Source organism: Pantoea sp. X-Soil-OKNW-713, assembly GCF_059730685.1.
On sequence record NZ_AP035995.1, the window covers coordinates 366,304 to 389,168 of the forward strand.

Sequence of the window (22,865 nt, forward strand, 5' to 3'; positions counted from 1 at the left end):
TGCAGCTTCGCCCCAAAATGAGGCTTTAAAGATGTTGTCGAAAACGGCAGATGTCATCGCAGCCGCGCTGCACAGTCGGATTGACGCAGGCGAGTTCACCAGCGGGCGCTTGCCTGCGGAACGCAGCCTGAGCGAACAATATTCCACCACGCGTATTACCTTGCGTGAAGCGCTGGGATCGCTGGAGGCACAGGGTGTTATTTACCGTGAATTGCGCCGCGGTTGGTTTCTCGCCCCGCCGAGGTTGGTGTACAACCCGTTGCACCACAGCCATTTCCACGCGATGGCTGCCCAACAGGGGCGGATTGCCAGCACTGAGGTGATTGAAGCGCGTAAAGCGCCGGTGCACTCCTCGGTGGCGCATCAACTGCAACTGGCTGAAGGCGATGAGGTTTACCTGATTCGCCGTCTGCGCCGCATTGATGGGCGCGCGGTGCTGTATGTGGAGCACTATCTTAACCCACACTATTTTCCGGGCCTGCTTGACGAGGACCTCACCCGCTCCCTGACTGACCTGTATAACCACCGCTATGGCATTCGTTACGGCGGCGCGCGTTTTACTATCCTGCCGGGGCCATTACCCGCTCATGCCGCGCCAGCATTAAATGTTGCCAGCGGCACGCCAGGATTGCTGATTACCCGCACCAACCGTGATCAGCACAAACGTGTCATCGACTGCGACTGTGAGTACTGGCGCTATGATGCGCTGTGCGTGGATGTGGATGTCTGACCATATTGTGATTTTGATCACACTACCGCATGATAGCGCCAGAGATAACTCGTTTTATTAAGGCGCAAAAATGACTGAAAAATCAGCGGCGGGGCAACTGATTGCCACGGCTCTGCAATGGGTATTGAACCTGGGATTGGTGATCCTGGCGATCATTCTGGTGGTATTCCTGGGTAAGGAAACCATTCATCTGGCCAACGTGCTGTTTAGCACCGGCGAACAGGCGTCGTCATTTCTGCTGATCGAAGGGATTGTGATCTACTTTCTCTATTTCGAATTTATCGCGTTGATTGTGAAGTATTTCCAGTCTGGCTATCACTTCCCATTGCGCTATTTCGTCTATATCGGCATCACTGCGATCATTCGGTTGATTATCGTCGACCATAAAAACCCGTTCGATACGCTGTGCTACTCCGCCGCCATTCTGATTCTGGTGGTGACGCTGTGGCTCGCGAACAGCAACAGATTGAAACGCGAGTAATTTCACGTTCGTAGCTACCGTCTTGAACGTCAAGCGGTAGCTGCGTAATTTTCATCCCACTTCATCCGCGTTTTCAGCACCCCGAAGCACTGATGAACCAGCTTGCGCATCACCGCTCCAAGCGCAGCCTTGCTGGCTTTGCCCTTCGCGATTAGCCTCTGGTACAGCGCCTTCGCCGGGGCATTCCACCTGATCGCTACAATCGCCGCCATATACAGTTTCGCCCTTACGTCTGCCGGGCCTGTTTTTGACATCCGTGCACGCCCCCTGACTGAGCTACCGGACGTTTTTTCCACCGGTACCACACCCAGCCACGCAGCGACCTGTGAAGCACTCCGGAACGGACACGAGCGCAGCACCGACAGCATTGTCGTGCCCACCACGCTGCCTATTCCTTTTATCGATTCCAGCAGCTCACGGTCTTCCTTCAGACCCGGATGATTATCTGTGTGGTCTGAGATGAGCGCTTCAATACGCTTCAGCTCGTCCCTGTGGGCTTTCAGGGTTCTCTCCAGCGAGTCAATGATTTCAGGCGCTGTGCGGGTTGAATGGGCCTTTTCCAGTCGGTTCTCCGCCCGCTGGACATCAGCCTGAAGTGAGTCCCGCAGACGCACCAGCTCCCGAAGTTTACGGACCTCCGGGGAGGGGGGCACCCAGGCATCAGGCTGTTTCAGCTCGCCATAACGGGCCAGGATGTAAGCATCAACGGAGTCGTTTTTAGTCAGGATAGCCATTCCACGGGCGAACTCCCTGACCCGCTGAGGATTGCTGATGCAGACTGTGACGGGGGTATTTTCATGAAGACCAAAGGCGACGTTTTCGTGATAAATGCCGGTCGCTTCGAGCACCACCATCACCTGTTCAGGATGGCATTTTTGCCTGATTAACCAGTCATTTATCTCCCGGTCGGCGTCGGGATGATTTTTGAGGGTTTTGGTTTTCTTTTTCCCGTTGCCGGGCAACAGGCAGAGGTCGAGTTTGTTTTTACTGACATCAATACCGAGATAAATCATAAGACAGCTCCCTTTCACATGAACCATCACGCCATCTTGCCTTGTACATACGAAGTCAGAGCTTCTGGTTACCGTTCAGAGTAGATGCTGGCGTGAAAGGAGAAACGGAGGGCTTTAAGCTACGACACAAGATCGAGTCTTAAGCGGCGCGACAAGCTGCCTCCGTTTCGTGTAACGGGTAGCTAACCAGTTACAACTTCAAGATACAAGCGGCGCGTATCGCGCGGGCTTTTCCTTCAGCGCGCACGAAATTGCGCGATAAATCGCGCCGCTACGCATCCCTTAGTTACCCATTAACATTTGCCACAAAAACTCCTCCACTAACGCCATCTTGAATGCAATCTGCCCTTTCTCTGGCGCGTTACCGTGTCCGGCCTCGGTTTCTTCATATAACCAAACCTGCTGATGTCCTTGTTGCTGCATCCGCGCCACCATTTTACGGGCGTGCGCCGGACTCACGCGATCATCCCGGGTTCCGGTGGTAAACAGGGTGGGAGGATAGGTTTTATCGGCCTGAACCTTGTCGAAGGGGGAATAGTTTTTCAGCCATTGCCACTCTTCCGGTTTGTCCGGATCGCCATATTCCGCAATCCAGGATGCGCCTGCCAGCCAGCGATGATAGTTCGCCATATCCAGCAGCGGAACTTCGCAGACCAACGCGCCGAAGTATGCGGGGTAGTCCGTCAACATATTGCCAATCAGCAATCCGCCATTGCTGCCGCCGCGTGCGGCAAGACGTGCCGGGCAGGTGACATTGCGCGCGACAAGGTCGGCAGCGACAGCAGCAAAATCCTCATAAGCCCGGTGACGATGCTCTTTCAACGCCGCCTGGTGCCACTGCGGGCCATACTCACCCCCACCGCGAATATTTGCCACCACGTAAACGCCGCCTTTTTGCAGCCATGTCGCGCCTTTCGCACCCAGATAAGAGGGCGTCAGTGAAACTTCAAAGCCGCCGTAGCCATTGAGTAACGTCGGGTGATCGCCGCTCAACGTCAGATTTTTGGCGCTAACCTGGAAATAGGGAACAGGGGTGCCATCCAGCGATAGCGCAAAATGTTGCGTCACTGCAAAGTTTGTGGCGTCAAAGCTGGCTGGATCCTGCTTCACCTCTACGCGCGTTTGTCGATCAAAGTCACCCCAGCTCAGACGTCTCGGCTGCAAAAAACCGTGGCTGATGAGTGCGTAGCGGTTGTTCTCATTATCCAGCGCATGCGCGAATACATTGGTGGCATCATTGAGGCTGATCTCTTCAACCGTCTGCCACTCTCCTTCTGCCAGTGCCATCACGCTGACGCTTTCCACCACGTCGCGGATCTTATCGATCAACAGATAATCACGCGTGGCAGAGTAGCTATTCAATGTGGTGTGCGCATCTGGCGTAAACAGGGTGGTGAAGTGGCGTTTTCCCTGTTGAAAATCGTCCAGGTTAATCGCCAGTAACGCGCCTGCCGGGTAGACCTCATCCGCTATCTGCCAGCGGCTGGTCAGGGTAACCAGCAGCCACTCTTTGAAAAAACCGGCAGTGGCATCATCCGGGATGGCAATGTGTTCCAGCTGGCCCTGATCTTTCAGTAACCAGGTTTGATGACGGTAAAAATCGATCCCGCGATACACCAACTCTTTCTCATAACCCGGAGTATGAATACGCCAGGCAGAAACCGAGAGATCGTTGACCTCACCTGCGTAAATCAACGGGGCGGATTCAGGGGACGTGCCGCGCTGCCAGCGCCGGACACAGCGTGGATAGCCGGAAGAGGTCAAGGTTTCGCCCCCCGCATCCAGGCTGAGTAAAAGGGTGTTTTCATCTACCCAACTCACCCGGCTTTTGCTGACAGGGAGAAAAAAGCCGTCGTTGATAAAGGTCTTACTGACCAGATCAAACTCGCGTATCTCACAGGCATCGCCGCCGCTGGAGAGGTAAATCAGCGCACGCGCGTAGTCGGGGTAGAGTGGCTGGGCGCCATGAAAACTCCAGTGGCTGTTTTCCTGCTGGTTGAGTTGATCCAAATCCAGCACGGTTTCCCACTCGGGTTCGGCGCTCTGATAGGAGACCGCGTTAGTACGCCGCCAGATACCGCGCGGATGTTCCTCATCCTGCCAGAAGTTATACAGGCTCTCGCGATAGTGGGTAACCCAGGGAATGTTGGACTTGTCATTCAGCCAATGCAGCGTCGCTTGCTGGGCCTGTTGGAAACGGCTGCCCTGAGCGAATTGAGCAGTGGTAAGGCTGTTTTGTGTGGCGACCCAGCTGAGTGCCTGGTCGTTTAGGGGTTGCTCCAGTGCGTTTAACAGATCCTGATGTTGTTCTGGCGTCATGACATCTCCTTAGTAGCCTGGTGAACTGAAGCAAGCATAGCGGTTTTGCATTGAATTAACTTACAACGCATTTCCGGCAACGCTTCGTTATTCGCGCTGCGGCGGTGGTGCGTTACACTGGGCGCACTTTTTTCTGTGGAGAGTTTTTATGTCTCAGGATGCGCTGGCGCAATTGCGCGCGCTACACTGGCTGCCTGCTTCTTCCCCGCTGCTAACCGCACCCTTGCTCGACTGGCTAATGGAAGAAGACTCGATGACACGACGCTTTGAGCAGCATTGCCAGCAAGTCACGGTGCAACTGGTACGTGAAGCCTTTATTGATGCCGGTGAACTGCAAGAGGAAGGGGATTTGCTACCCGCAGATCAGCGCTTCTGGCTGCGAGAAATTTTGTTATGCGGCGATGGTGTGCCCTGGCTGGCTGGCCGCACCCTGGTGCCGGAAAGCACGCTTAATGGCCCTGAGCAGATGCTACAGCAGCTTGGTACACGCCCACTCGGGCGCTATCTGTTTGCCGACTCTACCCTGACGCGAGATTTTATCGATCCGGGTCAGGTCGGTGCGTTGTGGGGACGGCGTTCCCGTTTACGCCTCTCCGGCAAACCGCTGTTGTTAACTGAACTGTTTTTACCGGCGTCGCCACTTTATCGCGCGCTGGATTAAGGATAAGGATTGTGCAAAAGACCCTGGGAATAAATAAATTACAGGCCTACAGCCGCCTGATGCGCATTGATAAACCGATTGGCACGCTGCTGCTGCTGTGGCCAACGCTGTGGGCGCTGTGGTTATCCGGCATGGCGATTCCTCCACTCCCGGTGCTGCTGGTGTTTGTGTTGGGTGTCATTGTGATGCGTGCTGCGGGTTGCGTCATTAATGACTACGCCGACCGTAAAGTCGATGGACATGTGAAACGTACCGCTGCACGCCCGCTGGCGAGTGGGCTGGTGACGGAAAAAGAAGCGAAGCTGCTGTTTGTGGGCTTAGCGCTGCTGGCGTTTTTGCTGGTGCTGACCATGAATCGCATGACGATTATGTTGTCAGTGGTGGGGCTGGCGCTGGCCTGGGTTTACCCCTTCATGAAGCGTTATACCCATCTGCCACAGGTGGTGCTGGGCGCAGCTTTTGGCTGGGCCATTCCCATGGGTTGGGCGGCAGTTAGTGAGTCCTTACCTTTAGTCTGCTGGCTGGTGTTTATTGCCAACCTGTGCTGGACGGTCGCGTACGATACACAATACGCCATGGTGGATCGGGACGATGATTTAAAGATAGGCGTGAAATCGACGGCCATTCTGTTTGGTCGCTATGACAAGTTGATCATCGGCTTGTTGCAGCTGGCAACGCTGGGTCTGATGGTGCTGGTGGGGCTGCTGCTGAATCTGAATGGCGCGTTTTACTGGTCGCTGCTGTTAGCGGCAGGCTTGTTTGTCCATCAGCAGAAGTTGATTGCTCAACGCGAGCGCGAACCCTGCTTCCAGGCATTCCTGAATAACAACTACGTTGGTCTGGTGCTGTTTATCGGTATTCTGTTGAATACTCAGCCGTTTATCGATTTGCTGTAGCAGCGCGATTTTTCGTGCGATTGTTGAAGTAAAAAAGCCGTCATCCAGTGGATGACGGCTTTTTCATTAGCACCTTAATCGTGAGCCACTGCACTCTCGATGGTCAGACGCACATCGCTGGTCACCAACTCGGCCAGCATTTGCCACATGGCCTGTGTCTGCTCTGGATCGGCATCGCCACCGTCGCTGATATAGCCTTCATCGCGCAGGGTCAGCACCAGCGCGGTGAACACCGCTTTATCAAAGAACTCAGGGGCATTGATGCCGTGCAGCACCGACAAACGCTGTGCCAGTGTACGGCTCTCTTTTTCCAGCGTGCCACGGCTGATAGTGGGTTTCGCACTGAGAATCGAGAAGGTGATGGCAAAACGCTGGAGCGTTTCACGGATACCCGCCGCCAGTAGCTGTAGCGTGCGATAGCGCGCGGTGGTCATTTGTACCTGACCGTTTTGTTGCGTGATCAGACCCTGACGCGCCATCTCGTTACACAGCGATTGAATCAGCTCAGGCAACTCATTGTTGCTCCAGCGCAGGAACAGTTCACTCTTCAGCATCGGATAGACCAACGCGACCTGACGCAACAATTCAGCTTCACTGATTTCACGATGCTGCTGCACAATCGCGGCAATCAGCGACGGCATCACCAGCATGTGTTGAATGTTGTTGCGATAGTAGGTCATCAACACCGCCTGTTCACGCGGCAGGATGATGATGTCACCGATATTATCCTGCTCAGTCTCGAACTTATTCATGCCCATCGCGTGATCCAGCAGGGCTTCAGCGCTGAGATTCGGCACCGTGGCTTCCGGTGAGTAGGGCACATTGCGCAGCAATTGGGTGTAGCACTCCAGTTGCTCAATGAGCTGCTCGCGGGTCAGCGAACGCTGACGAGAAGCCAGTAGCGCGGTGACGCACAGGTTCATGGCATTGGCGGCACCCGCATCGTTAATCCGCACCATCAGGCGGTTGGCGATGTCATTCACTGCGGGGTTCATCCACGTCTGACGCTGAGGTTCGATCGGATCAATCGCCTCGCGCCATTCCGGCACATGTTTGTTCAGATAGTTCACCAGCGGCAGGGGTTCACCGAAGTTCACATAACCCTGGCCAAGATTGCGCAGCTTACGCAGGCCGCGCACCATCTGCATAAAGCCTTCTTTCTCTTTCGCTGCACCACGCAGTTCTTTGGCATAGGTGCCGACTTCCATCACATGTTCGTAGCCAATATAAATCGGCACGAAGGTGATAGGACGGCTACCGCCGCGCAGCAATGCCTGCAACGTCATCGACAGCGTGCCGGTTTTTGGTTCCAGCAAGCGGCCAGTACGTGAGCGCCCGCCTTCCACAAAGTATTCAACCGAATAGCCGCGATTAAACAACTCGCCCAGATATTCACGGAAGACCGTAGAGTAAAGCTTGTTGCCCTTGAAGGTACGGCGAATAAAGAACGCGCCAAGGCGACGGAAAATCGGCCCGGCGGGCCAGAAATTCAGGTTGATACCTGCGGCGATGTGCGGCGGCACCAGTCCCTGATGGTAGAGAACGTAGGAAAGCAGCAAGTAATCCATGTGGCTACGATGGCAGGGGACATAAACGATCTCATGTCCATCCTGTGCCAACTGGCGCACACGCTCGCCACCATTCACGTTGATCCCCTGATAGAGACGACTCCACATCCAACCCATCACGCGATCGGTGACGCGGATAGCTTCATACGAGAAGTCGGCAGCAATCTCTTCCATCAATTCGACGGCGTTTTGCTGTGCTTTCTCATGGGAAATCTTTTTGCTGCGCGCCTCATCTTCCACCGCTTTTTCAATCGCTTTCGATTGCAGCAGCTTATTAAACAGATCCTGACGGGCGGGCAAGCGCGGGCCAATCGCAGCCAGACGCTGGCGGGCAAAGTGGATCCGTGCCACGCGTGCCAGTTTCTGGGCTATCGACTTATCCGTACCGTGTTCGGTCGCCATCTGGCGCAGTGAAACGGTCGGCGAAAAGCGCACAAAGCTATCGCGACCATGCCAGAGAATGGCGAAGAATTTCTGCACACCGTTCAGAATACGCAGGTGAGGGGTGGATTCCCCCTGAACTTCACGTCCTGGTGCACGTCCAAACATCACCGATACTGGCAGCATCTGTACATCCAGTTCCGGGTTGCTGCGGTGCAGATCAAGGTAGTCATGAAACAGCTTTACGGACTCCAGATTCGGCACGAAATACGGGAAAACACGCGGTCCATCGTGGATAAACACATGTCGCGGCAACAATGAGCCGTCAATTTCCAGCGGTGCGAGCGGATCGGGCAGATCGTGTTTCAGACACTGCGAACGCAGTGTGAGGAGATCGGCCTTGGAGTCATAAGGCAGTACATACAGGATAGGCCGCGTCGGATCCAGTCCATGCTCGGACACGGGATCGGCGGGAATAGCCTTACTCTTTACCAAAATGGAGAGTGGTAAATTCAATAATTTATAATAAAGTTTACGCCAACCTGACATAGACAACTTCAAGCCTCTTGTTAGCAAAGCGCGGCAAGCATACCAGAATGCGCCGCGAAAATCTGTGGCTGCACCACTCCGGCTGCCCAGACATTGACGTCAAAACGAGTAAAGGGTTCAACGACATGGCAAATAACGTCACCGGTTTTCTCAGGATAGTGAAAGCAGCCGGTTATTCCTGGCAGGGATTGCGCGCTGCCTGGACACATGAAGCAGCGTTTCGCCAGGAAGCCATTGCCGCATTAGTGGCAATTATAGTGGCGTGCTGGCTGGATGTTGATGCTATTTCCCGCGTACTCATGATTGGTTCCGTGGTGCTGGTGGTCATTGTGGAGATCCTGAATAGCGCCATTGAAGCCGTGGTCGACCGCATTGGTCAGGAACGCCATCCGCTGGCTGGACGCGCGAAAGACATGGGATCGGCCGCCGTGTTGCTGGCTATTTTACTGGCGCTGTTTGTCTGGATCGCGCTGCTTTGGTCACATTTGCGATAAGGATTCCGGATTCATCAACTCGCTGATTTTTCCCTCAGTTTTGGTTTCCATTTCACCAATACCTGTATATACTCACAGCGACTGTATAAACAACCAGGGGGCGGGATGAAAGCGTTAACCAGCAGGCAGCAACAGGTCTATGATCTGATTCGCGACCATATTAACCAGACGGGCATGCCGCCAACGCGTGCGGAAATTGCTTCGCAGCTGGGCTTCCGCTCACCTAATGCGGCAGAAGAACACCTGAAAGCATTAGCGCGTAAAGGTGTTATTGAGATCGTTTCCGGCGCTTCGCGCGGCATTCGTTTATTAATGGAAGAAGAAGCCAGTGAGGGGCTGCCATTGGTTGGCCGTGTCGCTGCGGGTGAACCTTTGCTGGCGCAGGAGCACATTGAAGCGCACTACCAGGTCGATGCTAACCTGTTCAAACCCAGCGCTGATTTCCTGCTGCGTGTCAGCGGCATGTCGATGAAAGATATCGGCATTATGGATGGCGATCTGCTGGCGGTACACAAAACACAGGAAGTGCGTAACGGCCAGGTTGTCGTCGCACGTATCGATGACGAAGTCACGGTGAAGCGCTGGAAAAAGCAGGGCGCAATTGTGCAATTGCTGCCGGAAAACAGCGACTTCCAGCCGATTGTTGTCGATACCCGCGAACAATCCCTGACGGTCGAAGGGCTGGCGGTAGGTATTGTGCGCAACGGCGAGTGGCTCTGATACCTTGATTCCCCCCGCTACGGCAGCCTTCTGTGCTGCCGTGGTTTTATTCTCTGACAAGACGGTAGTGCAGCAAACCGGGACGGGCTGATGCAGCTGTTTTCCTCCTCTGACAAAGCACTCTGGCGGCTGGCGCTGCCTATGATTCTCTCCAATATCACTGTTCCGCTACTTGGCGTGGTTGATACCGCTGTCATTGGTCATCTCGATAGCCCCATTTATCTCGGCGGTGTGGCGGTTGGCACCACGGCGACCAGTTTCATCTTTATGTTGCTGCTGTTTTTACGTATGAGCACCACCGGGCTGACTGCTCAGGCATTTGGTGCTGGCAACAAAAAGGCACTGGCTCGGGCGCTTACCCAGCCTTTACTCATTGCCCTGGTGGCCGGTGTGCTGTTTATTTTGCTGCGCACGCCAGTCAGTAATCTGGCAGCGGTGCTGATGGGTGGCAGCCAGGAGGTCCAACAGCAGGCGCAATTGTTCATTCAGATTCGCTGGCTGAGCGCTCCCGCCACGCTGGCAAACCTGGTTATCCTCGGTTGGTTGTTGGGGGTGCAATATGCGCGTGCGCCAGTGGTGCTACTGGTGGTGGGGAATTTGGTCAATATCCTGTTGGATCTGGCGTTTGTATTGGGGCTGCATTGGGGCGTAGCAGGTGCCGCAGCAGCAACGGCACTGGCTGAATATACGACCCTTGCCGTCGGATTATGGATGGTGGCGCGTGTATTGAAGCTGCGCGGAATTGATTTGGCGATGCTGCGGGAGAGTTGGCGCGGTGATGCTGCTCGTCTGTTTCGCCTCAATCGCGACATTATGCTGCGCTCCTTCCTGCTACAAATCTGCTTTGCTTCCCTGACGATACTCGGTGCACGTATTGGCCCGGATGTGGTAGCGGTCAATGCGGTGCTGTTGATGTTTCTGACTTTCACCGCGTATGCACAGGATGGCTTTGCTTATGCGGTTGAAGCGTGTTCTGGTGAAGCCGTCGGTGCCAAAGATCGCAGTCGGCTATTGCTCATCTGGCATGCTGCCTGCCGTCAGGCGGGGTTGGTCGCGCTGCTGTTTGCGGCGATTTATGCGTTATTTGGCACCCATATCGTGGCCCTGCTGACTTCACTGGAAGCATTACGCGATGCGGCCGATCGCTATCTGCTATGGCAGGTGGTGATGCCGTTAGTGGGCGTGTGGTGCTACCTGTTGGATGGCATGTTTATTGGGGCAACGCGCGGCCGGGAAATGCGTAACAGCATGGCGCTGGCGGCGCTCGGTTATGGCCTGTCATTACTGACGCTTCCCTGGTTAGGTAATCATGGATTGTGGCTGGCGGTGACGGTGTTTCTGGCCGTGCGTGGAATAACACTCTGGTGGGTCTGGCGTCGTCACTGGCGTCATGACAGCTGGTTCGCAAACAGTTAACTATGATGCTTTGAATACAGAATAATCCGTAAGTGTGCTAACCATTCCGCAATGTCTACTATAATTATCCTTATCAGCGCGAATGAGTAGCGCTTTATGTTGGTTTTACCCGCTGAGCGTTGGGTATTCCACCACTATCACTCGACATAACATGGAGAAAGGTTATGAACAAAGACGAAGTGAGCGGAAACTGGAAACAATTCAAAGGGAAAGTGAAAGAAAAATGGGGCAAGCTGACGGATGACGATATGACGGTCATTGAAGGGAAACGCGATCAGCTTGTCGGGAAAATTCAGGAACGCTACGGCTACGCAAAAGATCAGGCCGAGCGAGAAGTTAAAGACTGGGAAAGTCACAACAAGGATTATCGCTGGTAACGGACCCGTTTAAGGACGATGCTCCTGCCCTCCGATCGTGATGATCGGGCTGGCACAGGGATGTGCCATCTATCCTTTTTTACCCCGCTTCTTACTTTCCAACTGATGATCGTGTTCACAGCTTTCGTGATGCGTACAGGCTTCTACTTCAACACAATTTTCACACAGACCGTGTGCTTCTATGACGCTGTGACGCAAGGAAAAACCGGCCTGTTCGGCCAGGCCTGCAATGATCTTTTCCACGCCATGCGCGTGCTTTTCACTGACTGCGGCACAACGATCGCACACCAGCATGACTGAGGTATGTGCCGGTTCATCGAAATGATGGCAAACCACGTAGCTGTTATTGGACTCCACACGATGGATAAAACCCTGCTCCAGCAGGAAGTCCAGTGCACGGTAAATAGTGGGGGGTTTTGCCTGGGGCTCACTGACACGCAACTGATCCAGCAAATCATAGGCGCTGATCGATCCATTCTGCTCTGCCATCAGGCGCAGCACCTCGGCGCGTTGTGAGGTCAGACGTACACCGCGTTGCAGACAGAGTGTCTCTGCCTGAGTAAGCAGTTGGTCGGGCGACAGATTTGACATAAGCGTTCTCCAGGTTGCGAGTGATGTTATTTTATCACACAAATTTTTACGCTGCTGTGATTGCTTTTTCTTCTTAACTCTCTCAGTAAAATTTCATTTTTTCATCGGGTTAGCCGCGCAATTTTCCGCAGACTCTTCTCACCCTGCCATCATTGATTCTGCTTGCTCTGACCTCATTACGGAGGCTTATCATTTTTTGCTTTGCAACTCACCGACTTAGCGACTAAGGTTCAAAAGGTCTTAAGTAATATCTGGTCTTAATTTAAGTGCCGTTTATTTTTTTGCATAAATACACGACAGATTGACGCATCAGCAGTCAATTCTGCGAATAGCAGTGCTATTTCCTTTCATTTCACAGCAATAAATCGTTAGCCCAGGTTCACAATAAGGGGCTGGTAAATTGTTTCGTCGATGACGTGGTCACGACTTTTAAAGGTGATGGCAGGCAAATGGTGAAGACATTATTCAGACGCAAAAGTGTTGGTTATATTGTTGTTTTGAATGCAGTATTTCTTTCCTCTTCGGCCCTGGCCGCAGGTACCTGGTACGACGCTCGTAACGATGCAATGGGGGGGACAGGGGTCGCTTCTTCCACCTGGAGTTCTGCGGTACTGGCAAACCCGGCTTTGATGACCAAAGCAAAACCTGATGATGACGTGAGTATTATTTTCCCTTCAGCCGGGATACAGGTTACTGATAAAGACAAACTGATTAATCGTGTTGATGACATCACGGACACCGTCGACCGTTATCAGAACGTGATTGATAACTTAACCTTCCAGGACTACCTCAACGGCTATCCAGAACTTAAAGCCGCGGCGGGTGATATGGCAAACCAGTTGCGCGATCTGCGTGGCAACAAAGCAGACGGCTCAGCAGGCGTTGCGCTGGCTGTTACGGTGCCCAATGAAACGCTGCCCTTCGCGTTTGTCACCAAAGCCTACGGTACTGCACACATCCGTGCCAACGTGTCACAAAGCGATATTGATTATCTGCAAGGGGTTGCGGATGGCACTGTCATTCCAGTGCCGGGTGATGAGGATAAGCTGACCTCCAGCGCCAACGGTCTGGCGGCGTTAGTGACCGATTACGGTATTGCTATGGCGCATCAGTTCAGCATTGCCGGGCATCCTGTCTCCGTAGGGATTACGCCGAAACTGCAAAAAACCTGGCTGTATAACTACACCGCCAGCGTGTACAACTACGATAAAAGCGATATCAACAACAGCCGCTACCGCAGCTCAGATACCGGTTTTAACGTTGATGCAGGTATCGCAACGGACTTTGCCGATAACTGGACGTTCGGCCTGACCGGCCAGAACCTGATTTCACGCGATATCGATACCAAAGAAGTGAATGGCTACCGTGATACGTACCAAATCCGTCCACTGGTCACCACCGGTCTGGCCTGGAACTATGGTGCCTTCACACTGACTGGCGATGTCGATTTGACACAAACCAAGCGTTTTAAATCGGAAGACAGCAGTCAATACGTTGGCGTCGGTGGGGAATACCGTGTACTGGACTGGCTGCAATTGCGGGCTGGTTATCGTGCGGATATGAAGTCAAATGACGCCAACGTGTTCACCGCAGGTTTTGGTGTGTCACCGTTTAACAATACCGTGCACCTTGATTTGGCCGGTTCGGTTGGCGACGACAATACCTGGGGTGCGATGTTGCAGCTTGGCTTTAATTTCTGATGTCTCTGCTTCATCCTGACGGGCGGCTGTGTCGCCCGTCAATCCTGTGATATCATTGCGCAGAATCTCATCACTTAACCCCGGATTTACTGCGTTTCATGACCGATACCTTCTCTTCGCAACGTTTTTCTATTGCCCCGATGCTCGACTGGACCGATCGTCACTGTCGTTATTTTCACCGTCAGCTGAGTGGTGACACGCTGCTTTACACCGAAATGGTGACAACCGGCGCGATCATTCATGGCAAGGGGGATTATCTGGCTTTTAGCGAGGATGAACATCCGGTTGCGCTGCAACTGGGTGGCAGCGATCCAGCAGCCCTGGCGCAGTGCGCGCAACTGGCGGAAGCGCGTGGTTACGATGAGATCAACCTTAATGTCGGCTGCCCGTCCGATCGCGTGCAGAATGGCCGTTTTGGTGCCTGTCTGATGGGAGAAGCGGCGCTGGTGGCGGATTGCATTAAAGCGATGCGTGACGTGGTAAGCATTCCGGTGACGGTGAAAACCCGTATCGGTATTGACGATCAGGATAGCTACGCCTTCTTGTGCGATTTCGTTGGCACTGTCGCACAGCAGGGTGGCTGCGACACGTTTATCATCCACGCCCGTAAAGCCTGGTTGTCGGGTCTTAGCCCAAAAGAGAACCGCGAGATCCCCCCGCTTGATTATCCGCGCGTCTATCAACTGAAACGTGATTTTCCCCATCTGACTATGGCGATCAATGGGGGGATCAAAACGCTGGAAGAGGCGAAAATCCACCTGCAACATATGGATGGCGTGATGATGGGGCGTGAAGCCTATCAGAATCCGGGCATTCTGACGCAGGTTGACCGTGAGTTGTTTGGTCGTGATACGCCAGCTGTTGATCCCGTGGCCGTGGTACGTAGCATGTATCCGTATATCGAGGCGGAACTGGCGAAAGGGACTTACCTTGGTCACGTCACGCGCCATATGTTGGGCCTGTTCCAGGGCATTCCGGGCGCACGTCAGTGGCGACGTTATCTTAGCGAGAATGCCCACAAACCGGGCGCTGATGTTCGCGTGCTGGAAGCGGCGCTGGCGCTGGTGGCGGATAAAATTCCCCAGGAAGCCTGATTTTTTTCTCCGTAGCGGCGCGATTTATCGCGCGGATTTTTCCTGCAACGCGCACGAAATTGCGCGATAAATCGCGCCGCTACGGGGATGGTTCAATGGTTTTATTCACACCACTATTTGGTGAATTTCACTATTCTCCAAACCTATCTCACTTATCATTTCTATTTATTTCAATTAATTAGCAAGAATTCAGTGTTGGCACGCATCTTGTAATGCACTTCCTGTAACCTACACAGGAGAACTTTCGTGGAAATATTATTTGTTATCGGCTTTTTTCTCATGCTGTTGCTGACCGGTGTGTCGCTGCTGGGCGTGATTGCCGCGCTGATTGTTGCAACGGTGCTGATGTTCCTCGGCGGGTTGTTTGCACTTGTTATTAAATTGTTGCCGTGGCTGGTGTTGGCGGTGGTGGCTGTCTGGGTGTATCGCGCGTTTACCACGCCGCAGGGTGAAGTGAAGCTGAATCGACTGAAAAGAAAAATCAGTAAGTTAGAGAGAAACGGCTGGCGCTAAATGCGGAGGCGATCACAGAGTTGGCAATGCTTAGTCCAAATCTGCAATTAAACATATTTTTTACTTATGTTTTCTGTCAGGATGTTTGCCGTTGAGTCGAAACAAATTCATCGCCGCTGTCCCTACACCAGCGCGAACTATAAAAAAGAAAAAGGGGCTTCCTACGGGAAGCCCCGTTTGCTTTATGGCGTCAGGGAATCAGCAGACTTGAGCCTTGCGTCGCGCGGCTTTCCAGCACCTTATGCGCCTGAGCCGCATCGCGTAACGCGAATTTCTGCTGTTCCGGCACATTGATTTTAATCGCATGGCTGGCAATCAGTGAAAACAGCTCAGCACTGGCGTGGTCGAGTTCTTCGCGGTTGGTGATATAACCAAACAATGAAGGACGGGTGACAAACAGCGACCCCTTCTTGTTCAGAATGCCCAAATCGACACCGGTGACCGGACCGGACGCATTACCAAAACTCACCATCAGACCGTGGCGACGCAGACTATCCAGTGACGCTTCCCAGGTATCTTTACCTACCGAGTCATACACCACTGCCACTTTTTTGCCGTTGGTCAGTTCACTCACTCGCTGCGCAATATTCTCGTCGCGATAGTTAATGGTGGCCCATGCGCCCGCCTCTTTGGCGATTTGCGCTTTTTCAGCGGAGCCTACGGTACCAATCAGGTGCGCGCCCAGTGCTTTCGCCCACTGACAGGCAATCAGACCGACGCCGCCCGCTGCGGCATGGAACAGGAATGTCTCATCTGCTTTGACCTTATAAGTCTGACGCAACAGATATTGTACGGTCAGCCCCTTCAGGAACGAGGCGGCTCCCTGCTCGAAGCTGATGCGTTCAGGCAGAATCACCAGACGATCTTCATGCACATTGTGCAACTCGCTGTACGCACCGAGCGCCGACTGGCAATACACCACGCGATCGCCCACTTTAAAGCGTGTAACGGCAGAACCGATTTTTTTCACTACGCCTGCCGCTTCCGTACCCAGACCAGAAGGTTTCGCTGCCACCGGATACAATCCGCTACGCACATAGGTATCGATATAGTTAATACCGATTGCCCGATTTTCCACCTGGACTTCATGTTCAGCGGGGTCGGCAAGTTCAAAATCCACCCATTGCAGTACTTCAGGGCCGCCATGTTCGTTGAACTGAATACGCTTTGCCATTCTGACTCCTGTGATTGTTCATCCTGTGACGTTATACTTGCCCGTCACTCTAAAGATCGGTAATGCATTCACTATGGCAGGAAATAAACCCACCAACAAATCGAACGAAACCCGCGACCGTCAACTGGAGGGCGTGAAAATGCCGCCGCATTCCATTGAGGCGGAGCAGTCGGTACTCGGTGGGTTGATGCTGGATAACGAGCGCTGGGACAACGTCTCCGAACGCGTGGTCGCTGAGGATTTCTTCAACCGCTCGCACCGGCTAATCTTCTCCGAAATGCAGAGTTTGCTGGAAGCCGGACAGCCTATCGACCTGATTACGCTGTCGGAATCGTTGGAAACGCGTGGCGAGCTGGAAATGGCGGGGGGCTTTGCCTATCTCGCCGAACTGGCAAAAAACACCCCGAGCGCGGCCAACATTGGTGCCTATGCTGACATCGTGCGCGAGCGTGCGGTGGTACGCGAAATGATCTCAGTGGCGAATCAAATCGCCGATGCCGGTTACGATCCGCAGGGGCGCAGCAGTGAAGATCTGCTCGATTTCGCGGAATCCAACGTCTTCAAGATCGCCGAGCAGCGCGCCAACAAAGATGAAGGCCCGAGGAATATCGAGCAAATCCTCGAAGCCACGGTATCGCGTATTGAATCGCTGGTTTCTACGCCGCACGATGGCGTCACCGGGGTAGACACCGGTTATCAGGATCTGAACAAAAAAACCGCCGGTTTGCAGGGTTCTGATCTGATTATCGTTGCGGCACGTCCATCGATGGGTAAAACCACCTTCGCCATGAACTTGTGCGAAAACGCCGCCATGCTGCAAGAAAAGCCGGTCCTGATTTTCAGTCTGGAAATGCCCAGCGAACAGATCATGATGCGTATGCTGGCGTCATTATCACGCGTGGATCAGACGCGTATCCGTACCGGTCAGCTGGAGGATGAGGACTGGGCGCGTATCTCCGCTACTATGGGCATCCTGCTTGAGAAGAAGAATATGTACATCGATGATTCTTCCGGTCTGACGCCGACGGAGGTGCGTTCGCGCGCGCGCCGTATCTATCGTGAAAACGATGGTCTGAGCATGATCATGATCGACTACCTGCAATTGATGCGTGTGCCCTCGCTGTCGGATAACCGTACGCTGGAAATCGCCGAAATATCACGCTCGCTCAAGGCGTTGGCGAAAGAACTGAATGTGCCGGTGGTGGCGTTGTCGCAGTTGAACCGCTCGCTGGAACAACGTGCCGATAAACGCCCGGTGAACTCGGATCTGCGTGAATCTGGCTCGATCGAACAGGATGCGGACCTGATCATGTTTATTTATCGTGATGAGGTTTATCACGAAAACAGCGATCTGAAAGGCATTGCTGAGATCATCATCGGTAAACAGCGTAACGGACCGATCGGCACAGTACGTTTGACCTTTAATGGTCACTGGTCGCGTTTTGATAACTACGCAGGCCCACAATACGACGACGAATAATCCTCTCCTCCCCTCTGCATGCACGATCTGTGCATGCATTTCACGTCATTGGAAAATAGTGTTGGACAACCCCGCCTTTAATCAGGTTATCTGTAGCAAAGCGCCCCCATTTACGCTCTGGAAGCAGCATGACTCAGGTAGACGATTACGACCTTAAAATATTGACATTATTACAATCTAACGGCCGCCTCACCAACCAGGAACTCAGTGATTTAGTGGGCCTTTCGGCGTCTCAATGTTCACGCCGACGCATCAATCTTGAACAGGCAAACCTGATTCTCGGTTATCACGCCCGCTTGTCGCCCGATGCCATCGGCCTTGGCATGGTGGGATTGATTGAGGTGCGGCTGATTAACCACACCCCTGATTATGAAGAGAGTTTTCACCGTATGGTGGAACAGGAAACGGCCATCGTGGATGCGTTTAAAACCACGGGTGATGCGGATTATTTGCTGAAAGTTGCGGTAGCGGATCTGGCTTCACTCAGTGCCTTAATCAGCCAACTGGTGGGGGGGCATCAAAGTGTCGCCCATGTCAAAACCTCGGTGGTTTTGAGCCGTTTAAAAGAGAACGGTTTGATGATAATTCCTGAGCACAAAACGCGCCAAAAAAGTGCGTAATGTGCTAGTCTGGTGCAATTATTGCCAATCAAATGCAAAAAACGCGCACCAGATAACAGATTTGTGCATGGATTACTGATTTATCCTCTAAGCCGTGCACAAAAACCTGCAATAAAGCGCCTTAGTTATCAATTGGATAATCATTGGCACCCATCGGCGGCGACACGACGTCGCCGATGTGGTGCGTTTTTTGCATTTGAACCGCATCAATTGCAATGAGATAAATCCATGGATAACGTTGTTGAACCCACCAAGATTCCCCACTCCCGTATCGAAGATGCCCTGGCGATAGTGCTTGGCACGCTGATGGTTTCTTTCGGCGTGATCATGCTGAAGCAAGCGGGAGCGTTGACCGGAAGTTCCGCCGGTATTGCCTTCTTAATTAGCTATCTGACGCCACTTTCCTTCGGCAGCGCCTTTTTCCTGATTAACCTGCCATTTTACTGGCTGGCGGTGCGTCGTATGGGCTGGGAATTTACCCTGAAAACATTCTGCGCCGTGGGCCTGGTGTCACTGTTTACCCACCTGCACCCGTTGTTCATCCATTTTTCCTCATTAAATCCGTTTTATGCGACATTGTTCGGTAACGTGGTAATGGGGATTGGGTTTATAGTGTTGTTTCGTCACAAAGCCAGTCTGGGCGGCGTCAATATTCTGGCGCTCTGGTTGCAGGACCGCATCGGCCTGCGCGCTGGAAAACTGCAAATGGCGGTCGATACCTGCGTGGTGTTGGCTTCGTTGTTTGTCGTATCCGTACCCATGCTGCTTGCCTCGATAGCGGGCGCGGTGATCCTGAATCTGATCATCGCCATGAATCACCGCCCAGGCCGTTACAGGGTTTGACGATGCATCGTTACCTGACTTTTTTGACCAATCATGGAGATCTGCACCGTGTTTCAAAACGTTGATGCCTATGCCGGCGATCCGATTCTGTCGCTGATGGAAACCTTCAAACAGGACCAGCGCGCGAATAAAGTGAATCTGAGCATCGGCCTCTATTACAACGAGCAGGGCATCATTCCTCAGCTGCAGGCGGTTGCCGCAGCGGAAGAGCGCCTGCAAGCGGCACCGCATCAGGCTTCGCTTTATCTGCCGATGGAAGGTTTTGGTCCTTACCGTAACGCCATCGCACCATTGCTGTTCGGTCGCGAGCACCCGATGCTGAAGGCGAGCCGCATTGCCTCCATCCAGACGCTGGGTGGGTCAGGTGCGCTGAAAGTCGGTGCGGATTTCCTCAAACGTTACTTCCCGAACTCCAACGTCTGGGTCAGCGATCCTACCTGGGAAAACCACATTGCGATCTTCAACGGTGCCGGTTTTGAAGTCAGCACTTACCCGTGGTACGACGCAGAAACCAACGGTGTGAAATTCGATGCCTTTATCGCTGCGCTGAAAACTCTGCCGAAGCAAAGCATCGTGCTGCTGCATCCGTGCTGCCATAACCCAACCGGTGCGGATTTGACTGACGCACAGTGGGACCAGACCGTTGAGGTGCTGAAAGCACAGGAACTGATCCCGTTCCTCGATATCGCTTATCAGGGCTTTGGCGCCGGTATGAACGAAGACGCCTATGCGATTCGTGCCGTGGCGGCTGCGGGTCTGCCAGCGCTGGTCAGCAACTCGTTTTCCAAAATCTTCTCACTGTATGGTGAGCGCGTCGGTGGACTCTCCATCGTTTGCGATAGCGCAGAAGAAGCAGGCCGTGTGCTGGGTCAGTTGAAAGCAACGGTGCGCCGTAACTACTCCAGCCCGCCGAACTTCGGTGCTCAGGTGGTTTCCTGTGTCCTGAACGATGAAGCGCTGCTGAACAACTGGTTGGCGGAAGTAGAAGCGATGCGTCTGCGTATTATCGAAATGCGTCAGGCACTGGTTGCGGTACTGCGTGAGAAGCTGCCGGGCCAGAACTTCGATTATCTGCTGAAACAGCGTGGCATGTTCAGCTACACCGGTCTGAGCGCGCAGCAAGTTGATCGTCTGCGTGACGAGTTCGGTGTCTACCTGATTGCCAGCGGTCGTATGTGTGTGGCGGGACTTAATAGCCGCAACGTACATCAGGTAGCTGAAGCCTTTGCTGCGGTGATGTAATCCATGATGAAGCCGCCAGCTTGATGCTGGCGGTTTTTTTTCGTCCAATTTCAGGCCGTTTTTTCCTTTACCTTTCGCCGTCATGCTGCACACTTAAACGGTGTGTTTAATTCAGGATTCAGGCATGTGGCACCAACAAACCTTAACGCTTAGCGCCAAACCACGCGGTTTTCACCTGGTCACCGACGAGATCGTCGGACAGCTACGCGCCCTGTCGGATGTGCGTATTGGTCAGCTGCATTTGTTGCTACAGCACACCTCCGCCTCACTGACCCTCAATGAAAATTGCGATCCCACGGTACGCAGCGACATGGAGCAACATTTTCTGCGTCATGTGCCAGAAAATGCCCCTTATCAACACGATTATGAAGGTGCAGATGATATGCCCGCGCACATTAAGTCATCGCTACTCGGCGTATCCTTGTTGTTACCGATTAGCCGTGGGCGGCTGATGCTGGGGACGTGGCAGGGGATCTGGCTCGGTGAACATCGGGTTCACGGCGGCGCGCGGCGCATTGTCGCCACCTTACAAGGGGAGTAAATATGAACACTTCGGATTTACTGACATATTGCATGAGCAAGCCGGGCGCAGAGCAGAGTGTGCACAGTGACTGGAAAGCTACGCAGATCAAAAGCGAGGGGATTTTATTTGCGATGGTGCATGAGGTAAAAGGGCGTCCGGCGGTTTCGTTGAAAGCCACCCCGGCACTGGCCGATTTATTGCGTGAAGAACATAGTGATGTGTTTCCCAGCGAGCATCTGAACAAGTCCCACTGGAGCACCCTGTGGCTGGACGGTTCGCTGAAAGATTCGCAGATTTACTACCTGGTGGATGCTTCCTGGCAACAGGCTGACGCCACACGCGCGGCGGGCGTCAGCCATGATGAGGATTAAGCGGCAGCTTCCTCCCGTAGGGTGTTGATATCAATTACAAAACGGTATTTCACGTCGCTTTTCAGCATACGCTCATAGGCTTCGTTGATTTGGTTCATGGCGATCAGTTCGATATCGGAAGTGATACCGTGCTTGCCGCAGAAATCCAGCATTTCCTGGGTTTCAGCGATACCGCCAATCAGCGAGCCAGCGATGCTGCGACGTTTGAAGATCAGGTTAAACACCTGCGGTGCCGGGTGATCGTGCTCCGGTGCGCCCACCAGCGTCATGTTGCCATCGCGCTTCAGCAGGGCAATAAACGGGTTGAGATCGTGCTGCGCCGCCACGGTGTTCAGGATGAAGTCAAAGCTGTTGAGGTGCTGGGCCATCTGATCCGCGTCCTTCGAGATCACCACTTCGTCAGCGCCAAGGCGTTTGCCGTCTTCAATTTTTGACGGTGACGTGGTGAACAGCACCACATGCGCGCCCATGGCATGCGCCAGCTTCACACCCATATGACCGAGACCACCAAGACCGACGATACCGACTTTCTGACCCGGACCCACGTTCCAGTGACGCAGCGGTGAGTAGGTGGTGATACCGGCACACAGCAGCGGTGCAACGCCTGCCAGGTCGAGGTTTTCCGGTACACGCAGCACAAAGCTTTCATCCACAACCATGCTGGTGGAGTAGCCACCAAAGGTGATGGCTTTGGTTTCGCGATCTTCACCGTTGTAGGTGCCAACAAAACCGTTTTCACAGTACTGCTCCAGACCTTCCTGGCAGCTCGGACAGCTACGGCAGGAGTCGACCATACAGCCCACGCCGACCAGATCACCCACTTTGTATTTATGGGTGTGTGCGCCTACCGCCGTCACGCGGCCAACGATTTCATGGCCTGGTACGACCGGGAAAATGGTGTTTTTCCATTCGTTGCGCGCCGTGTGAAGGTCAGAGTGGCAGACGCCGCAGTACAACACTTCAATCTGCACATCATGAGCGCGCAGCTCGCGAGGCTTATAGTCGAACGGAGCGAGTTTAGATTTCGCGTCCTGTGCGGCATAGGCATGCGTAATATTCATGGTGTCTCCAGTTAAGATGTGTCGTGAGTTTTTGCGGGGATCCCCTCC

Annotated in this window: 23 protein-coding genes; 17 read left to right on the top strand and 6 right to left on the bottom strand. The window is 53.5% G+C overall.

What is annotated here, in order from left to right:
* Positions 1-31 precede the first annotated feature (31 nt).
* The gene (locus AC6I8R_RS01640; protein WP_021184073.1) at positions 32-730 is read left to right on the top strand and encodes a UTRA domain-containing protein; all 699 of its coding nucleotides are present in this window, start codon (positions 32-34) and stop codon (positions 728-730) included.
* A 70-nt stretch (positions 731-800) separates the two neighbouring features.
* Entirely contained in the window at positions 801-1,211 is a 411-nt protein-coding gene (psiE, locus tag AC6I8R_RS01645) for a phosphate-starvation-inducible protein PsiE (protein WP_013507480.1), read from the top strand.
* Positions 1,212-1,240: 29 nt separating this feature from the next.
* Here psiE and AC6I8R_RS01650 read toward each other — a convergent pair whose 3' ends face one another.
* Together AC6I8R_RS01650 and AC6I8R_RS01655 are read right to left on the bottom strand one after the other, a co-directional pair.
* On the bottom strand, positions 1,241-2,224 hold the full coding sequence (locus AC6I8R_RS01650) for an IS110 family RNA-guided transposase (RefSeq protein ID WP_497831835.1): 984 nt from the start codon (positions 2,222-2,224) through the stop codon (positions 1,241-1,243).
* A gap of 282 nt (positions 2,225-2,506) precedes the next feature.
* Entirely contained in the window at positions 2,507-4,543 is a 2,037-nt protein-coding gene (locus tag AC6I8R_RS01655; RefSeq protein ID WP_415173306.1) for a prolyl oligopeptidase family serine peptidase, read from the bottom strand.
* 148 nt (positions 4,544-4,691) lie between these two features.
* Between AC6I8R_RS01655 and ubiC the strand changes: the two genes are divergently transcribed.
* Complete coding sequence (ubiC, locus tag AC6I8R_RS01660; protein WP_021184075.1) at positions 4,692-5,204, top strand: chorismate lyase; 513 nt, start codon at positions 4,692-4,694, stop codon at positions 5,202-5,204.
* Positions 5,205-5,215: 11 nt separating this feature from the next.
* Positions 5,216-6,100 carry a 4-hydroxybenzoate octaprenyltransferase gene (gene ubiA, locus AC6I8R_RS01665; protein ID WP_415173305.1) on the top strand — a complete coding sequence of 295 codons (885 nt, stop codon included), beginning with the start codon at positions 5,216-5,218 and terminating at the stop codon, positions 6,098-6,100.
* A gap of 74 nt (positions 6,101-6,174) precedes the next feature.
* Here the strand turns inward: ubiA and plsB are convergent, their stop codons facing one another.
* A complete protein-coding gene (gene plsB, locus AC6I8R_RS01670; protein WP_415173304.1) occupies positions 6,175-8,598 on the bottom strand; it encodes a glycerol-3-phosphate 1-O-acyltransferase PlsB in 2,424 nt (807 codons plus the stop codon).
* Positions 8,599-8,723: 125 nt separating this feature from the next.
* Between plsB and AC6I8R_RS01675 the strand changes: the two genes are divergently transcribed.
* The 4 genes from AC6I8R_RS01675 (at position 8,724) to AC6I8R_RS01690 (ending at position 11,605) form a co-directional block, all read left to right on the top strand.
* A complete protein-coding gene (locus tag AC6I8R_RS01675) occupies positions 8,724-9,092 on the top strand; it encodes a diacylglycerol kinase (RefSeq protein WP_208724607.1) in 369 nt (122 codons plus the stop codon).
* A gap of 105 nt (positions 9,093-9,197) precedes the next feature.
* Positions 9,198-9,812 carry a transcriptional repressor LexA gene (gene lexA / locus AC6I8R_RS01680; protein WP_021184079.1) on the top strand — a complete coding sequence of 205 codons (615 nt, stop codon included), beginning with the start codon at positions 9,198-9,200 and terminating at the stop codon, positions 9,810-9,812.
* A 90-nt stretch (positions 9,813-9,902) separates the two neighbouring features.
* The gene (gene dinF, locus AC6I8R_RS01685) at positions 9,903-11,228 is read left to right on the top strand and encodes an MATE family efflux transporter DinF (protein WP_415173303.1); all 1,326 of its coding nucleotides are present in this window, start codon (positions 9,903-9,905) and stop codon (positions 11,226-11,228) included.
* Between the two features lie 164 nt (positions 11,229-11,392).
* The gene (locus AC6I8R_RS01690) at positions 11,393-11,605 is read left to right on the top strand and encodes a CsbD family protein (protein ID WP_021184081.1); all 213 of its coding nucleotides are present in this window, start codon (positions 11,393-11,395) and stop codon (positions 11,603-11,605) included.
* Positions 11,606-11,674: 69 nt separating this feature from the next.
* Here AC6I8R_RS01690 and zur read toward each other — a convergent pair whose 3' ends face one another.
* A complete protein-coding gene (zur, locus tag AC6I8R_RS01695) occupies positions 11,675-12,196 on the bottom strand; it encodes a zinc uptake transcriptional repressor Zur (protein ID WP_415173302.1) in 522 nt (173 codons plus the stop codon).
* Between the two features lie 449 nt (positions 12,197-12,645).
* On the opposite strand from zur, the gene AC6I8R_RS01700 reads away from it, so the two are divergent.
* From AC6I8R_RS01700 to pspG, 3 genes are all read left to right on the top strand, one after another.
* Positions 12,646-13,896, top strand: coding sequence for a conjugal transfer protein TraF (locus tag AC6I8R_RS01700; RefSeq protein ID WP_021184083.1), 1,251 nt, complete (start codon positions 12,646-12,648; stop codon positions 13,894-13,896).
* A gap of 98 nt (positions 13,897-13,994) precedes the next feature.
* Positions 13,995-14,990 (top strand): tRNA dihydrouridine(20/20a) synthase DusA, encoded by a 996-nt coding sequence (gene dusA, locus AC6I8R_RS01705; RefSeq protein ID WP_415173301.1) that lies wholly within the window; start codon positions 13,995-13,997, stop codon positions 14,988-14,990.
* A gap of 246 nt (positions 14,991-15,236) precedes the next feature.
* Positions 15,237-15,503 carry an envelope stress response protein PspG gene (gene pspG, locus AC6I8R_RS01710; RefSeq protein WP_021184086.1) on the top strand — a complete coding sequence of 89 codons (267 nt, stop codon included), beginning with the start codon at positions 15,237-15,239 and terminating at the stop codon, positions 15,501-15,503.
* A gap of 190 nt (positions 15,504-15,693) precedes the next feature.
* Here the strand turns inward: pspG and AC6I8R_RS01715 are convergent, their stop codons facing one another.
* On the bottom strand, positions 15,694-16,677 hold the full coding sequence (locus tag AC6I8R_RS01715; protein WP_415173300.1) for a quinone oxidoreductase: 984 nt from the start codon (positions 16,675-16,677) through the stop codon (positions 15,694-15,696).
* A gap of 73 nt (positions 16,678-16,750) precedes the next feature.
* Between AC6I8R_RS01715 and dnaB the strand changes: the two genes are divergently transcribed.
* The 6 genes from dnaB (at position 16,751) to AC6I8R_RS01745 (ending at position 21,756) form a co-directional block, all read left to right on the top strand.
* Positions 16,751-18,157, top strand: coding sequence for a replicative DNA helicase (gene dnaB, locus AC6I8R_RS01720; RefSeq protein WP_021184088.1), 1,407 nt, complete (start codon positions 16,751-16,753; stop codon positions 18,155-18,157).
* Between the two features lie 128 nt (positions 18,158-18,285).
* Complete coding sequence (locus tag AC6I8R_RS01725) at positions 18,286-18,777, top strand: Lrp/AsnC family transcriptional regulator (protein ID WP_208724612.1); 492 nt, start codon at positions 18,286-18,288, stop codon at positions 18,775-18,777.
* Between the two features lie 228 nt (positions 18,778-19,005).
* Entirely contained in the window at positions 19,006-19,620 is a 615-nt protein-coding gene (locus AC6I8R_RS01730) for a YitT family protein (RefSeq protein ID WP_013507496.1), read from the top strand.
* 48 nt (positions 19,621-19,668) lie between these two features.
* Positions 19,669-20,862: an amino acid aminotransferase gene (locus AC6I8R_RS01735; RefSeq protein WP_497831836.1), complete on the top strand. Its 1,194-nt coding sequence runs from the start codon at positions 19,669-19,671 to the stop codon at positions 20,860-20,862.
* 124 nt (positions 20,863-20,986) lie between these two features.
* Positions 20,987-21,403: a secondary thiamine-phosphate synthase enzyme YjbQ gene (locus AC6I8R_RS01740; protein WP_013507498.1), complete on the top strand. Its 417-nt coding sequence runs from the start codon at positions 20,987-20,989 to the stop codon at positions 21,401-21,403.
* A 2-nt stretch (positions 21,404-21,405) separates the two neighbouring features.
* Positions 21,406-21,756, top strand: a complete 351-nt coding sequence (locus tag AC6I8R_RS01745) for an MmcQ/YjbR family DNA-binding protein (RefSeq protein ID WP_021184091.1) — start codon at positions 21,406-21,408, stop codon at positions 21,754-21,756.
* Here the strand turns inward: AC6I8R_RS01745 and AC6I8R_RS01750 are convergent.
* Positions 21,753-22,817, bottom strand: a complete 1,065-nt coding sequence (locus AC6I8R_RS01750; protein ID WP_415173298.1) for an NAD(P)-dependent alcohol dehydrogenase — start codon at positions 22,815-22,817, stop codon at positions 21,753-21,755. The two genes, AC6I8R_RS01745 and AC6I8R_RS01750, sit on opposite strands and share 4 nt — an antisense overlap.
* Positions 22,818-22,865 lie beyond the last annotated feature (48 nt).